Origin of the sequence: Kitasatospora sp. NPDC091257 (assembly GCF_044757675.1) — a bacterium.
Taxonomy (GTDB): Bacteria; Actinomycetota; Actinomycetes; order Streptomycetales; family Streptomycetaceae; genus Kitasatospora; species Kitasatospora lactacystinica.
The window spans coordinates 1-3,110 of record NZ_JBIVVI010001088.1; the positions used below are offsets into that span (position 1 = coordinate 1).

The window sequence follows — 3,110 nt, forward strand, 5'->3', positions numbered from 1 at the left end:
GTCACGACGGGGGAGGCGGGGAAGTCGGCGTAGCCGAGGGCGTAGAGCTCGCGCCAGGCGGGGTCGAGGGGCGGGGTGTCGCGGGTCTCCCAGTCGAGGTAGGAGCGGGCGCGGGCCGGGGTGCGGTGGGGCAGGAAGAGGGGGAGGGCGCGCAGCAGGTAGCCGGGGCGGAAGCCGGCGAAGCACTGGGTGGGGTCGAGCAGGGCGAGCCTGTCGACCCGGGCGGGGGCGTGCAGGGCGTACTCCAGGGCGATCCAGCCGCCGTACGAGTGGCCGCAGAGGTCGGCCCGCGGGACGTCGAGTCCGTCGAGGACGGCGTCCAGCCAGCCGAGCAGGCCGGGGACGCCGTCGAGGGCGGCGCCGTCGTGGATGCTGCGGCCGGGGTCTCCGATGAGGTCGACGGCGAGGACGCGGTGTCCGGCCTCGGCCCAGGCGCCGGCATTGGCGAACCACATGGTGGAGGTGGCGCCGCCGCCGTGGAGCAGGACGAGCGGGTGGCCGTCGGCGGGGCCGCAGGCGTTGATCCGGGTGGTGCCGTGGGCGGTGCGGACGGTGAGTGCCTCGACCGGGACGGGCCAGCGGGCGAGCAGGGCGTCGTAGGCGGCGAGGAAGGGGGCGGTGCGGGCGGACATGGGGCCTCCGCGGGTGTGGTGTGATGGCGGCCGGGTCGGCTGAACCACTCGCCGAACACGTATCGCGCTGAACAAGCATCTCGCTGAGCAATTATCTCGCTGAGCGAGAGAATAGTCGCACATGCCCTCCCCGAGGAAGGACGACAGGGTGTCCGAGGTTGCCGAGCCGATGCGGCTGGTCCATCTGCTGCGTGGCCTGACGGTCGAACTCGACCTGTTCGGAGCCGAGTTCGCGGCCCGCAACGGTCTGCACCCGACCGATCTGCGGGCGCTGATCCACCTGCTGGACGCGGCCAGGGCCGAGGAGGTCGTCACCCCGGGCCGGCTCGGCGAGGCGCTGGGGCTGAACTCGGCGGGTACCACCGGCCTGGTGGACCGGCTGGAGCGGCTCGGGCTGATCCGGCGCGAGCGCGACCCGCAGGACCGGCGCCGGGTGCGGCTGCTGGTGGAGGAGCGGGCGATGGAGCTGGGGGAGGGCTTCTTCGGCGGGCTGATCGGCGACCTGGTCGCGGCGATGCGGCGGTTCGAGCCGGGGGAGCTGGACACGGCCCGGCGCTTCCTGGCGGCCGTGACCGAGGTGGTGTCGGCCGCCAGGGAGAGGTGAGCGGGCCGGAACTACGCGGGGCCGAGGGTCCAGCTGATCACCGACAGCGTCGCCATCGACAGGAGCGTCGACCAGAGCACCGCGTCCCGGGCGAGGGCGGTGCCCCGCTGGTACTCGCGGGCGTAGGTGTACACGTTCTGCGCGGTGGGCAGCGCCGAGAACAGCACCACGGTGAGGAGCTGGTGGGTGGGCAGGTGGAGCAGCGGGCCGGCCACGGCGAGTGCGACCAGCGGCTGGACCAGGGTCTTGAGCACGACGATCAGCCCGACCTCGGTGCGGCGCGGACGGCCGTCCGCCGGTGGGCGGTTGTGCAGCGAGAGTCCGAGGGTGATCAGCGCGGTGGGGACGCCGGCGCCGCCGAGCAGTTCGCAGGAACGATTCAGCTCGGCAGGCAGGTGCACGCCGGTCGCCGAGACGACCGCGCCCAGCGCGGTGGCCAGCAGGATCGGGTTGCGGACGGGCAGGGTGAGCAGCGCCCGGCGGCCGGCCGCGCCACCGTCCAGGACGGCCAGGACGGCGGGGGTGACCACCAGGATCTGGAACAGCACCACGGGCGCCACGAAAGAGGCGTCGCCGAGGACCTGCATGGTCACCGGGATGCCGAGGTTGGCCGAGTTGACGTAGCCGGAGGCCATCGCGCCGATGGCCAGTTCGCCGGGCTTGCGGTGGAACAGCAGCCGCCCGGCGAGCAGCCCGAGGCCGATCGCGACCGCGGTGCCCGCAGTGAAGGCGAGCATCGAGGCGTTGGCGAAGCGGTCCAGCGGGGTGCGGGCGATCATCAGGAACAGCGCGGCCGGCATCGCCACGTGGAAGACGAACCGGTTGAGCACCGTCTCGGCGTGCGGCCCGAGCAGTCCGGCGCGGCCGACGACGTAGCCGACGCCGGTGAGCGCCCAGATCGGCGCGAAGGCGGACAGCAGGGGATGCAGGGCTGGCATGGTTCCTCGGATCGCTCGGACGGGTCTGCCGGTGCGACGGGGATGTCCCGTCGGGGGCGCCGACTTCCGAGCGCGGTGACCCCCCGAAGCCCATGAACCCCCGGGGCAGTAAACCAGTGGCCGCGGGCGCGGCGATCAGTGGGTCTGTCGCGAGCACGCCAGCAGGACCGGCTGTCCGGGACGGTGTCGGCCGGCAGGGGCGGGGCCGAGGGCCCGGCGCCCGGCCGATCGCCCGGGCGCCGAGAGACCGAGGCCCGGCCGATCGCCCGGGCCTACGATGGCCCGATGGAGGACCAGTACCTGAGCCTGTCCGAGGTGGAGGCGATCGCGCGCCGGGCCCACCAGGGGCAGGTGGACAAGAACGGCCACCCGTACGGAGACCACATCGCGGCGGTCGCCCGGGGGACGGCGGCGCGCGGCGGCAGTGCGGCGCAGATCGCGGCGGGTTGGCTGCACGACACCGTCGAGGACGACCGGCTGAGCCGGGAGTGGCTGGCCGGGGCCGCGCTGCCGGAAGAGACCAAGGCGATCGTGGACGCGCTCACCCGGCGCCCGGACGAGCCGGTCGAGGAGTACACCGCGCGCATCCTGGCCACGCCGGGCGCGCTGCTGGTCAAGCGCGCGGACCTGGCGCACAACTCCGATCCGGCCCGCCTCGCCACCCTGGACCCGGCGACCGCCGAGCGGCTGGCCGCCAAGTACGCGCGGATGCGCGAGCTGCTCGGGCTCACCGGCGGGCTGTAGCCCGCACGCCGTGAGCCCGCGGCCGCGAAGCCCGCACGCGGGGTCCACGCGCCGTGGCGCCCACGCCGTGGCCCGGGCGGGCGCGGTCCACGGGCCGGGCCGCCGCCGGAGAACCAGGAGAGGGCCCGGACCACGCGGGTCGCGCGGGTCCGGGCCCACTCGGGCCCCCCCGTGGTCCCGGTCCGACCCCGA

Annotated in this window: 4 protein-coding genes; 2 read left to right on the plus strand and 2 right to left on the minus strand. The window is 74.8% G+C overall.

Going from position 1 to position 3,110, the window contains the following annotated elements; translation table 11 throughout:
• On the minus strand, positions 1 to 632 hold a 632-nt coding region (locus ACIQOV_RS34705), incomplete at its 3' end, for an alpha/beta fold hydrolase (RefSeq protein WP_401054825.1).
• 148 nt (positions 633 to 780) lie between these two features.
• Here ACIQOV_RS34705 and ACIQOV_RS34710 point away from each other — a divergent pair.
• Positions 781 to 1,236, plus strand: coding sequence for a MarR family winged helix-turn-helix transcriptional regulator (locus ACIQOV_RS34710; protein WP_401054826.1), 456 nt, complete (start codon positions 781 to 783; stop codon positions 1,234 to 1,236).
• 11 nt (positions 1,237 to 1,247) lie between these two features.
• Here ACIQOV_RS34710 and ACIQOV_RS34715 read toward each other — a convergent pair whose 3' ends face one another.
• On the minus strand, positions 1,248 to 2,174 hold the full coding sequence (locus ACIQOV_RS34715) for an AEC family transporter (RefSeq protein ID WP_401054828.1): 927 nt from the start codon (positions 2,172 to 2,174) through the stop codon (positions 1,248 to 1,250).
• A gap of 285 nt (positions 2,175 to 2,459) precedes the next feature.
• Here ACIQOV_RS34715 and ACIQOV_RS34720 point away from each other — a divergent pair, with 285 nt between their 5' ends.
• On the plus strand, positions 2,460 to 2,918 hold the full coding sequence (locus tag ACIQOV_RS34720; protein WP_401054829.1) for an HD domain-containing protein: 459 nt from the start codon (positions 2,460 to 2,462) through the stop codon (positions 2,916 to 2,918).
• Positions 2,919 to 3,110: the final 192 nt, after the last annotated feature.

What these genes read in the sequence shown, in the direction of transcription:
- ACIQOV_RS34715 (WP_401054828.1), bottom strand. Translation starts at nt 2,174, where the DNA reads ATGCCAGCCCTGCATCCCCTGCTGTCCGCCTTCGCGCCGATCTGGGCG.
- ACIQOV_RS34720 (WP_401054829.1), top strand. Translation starts at nt 2,460, where the DNA reads ATGGAGGACCAGTACCTGAGCCTGTCCGAGGTGGAGGCGATCGCGCGC.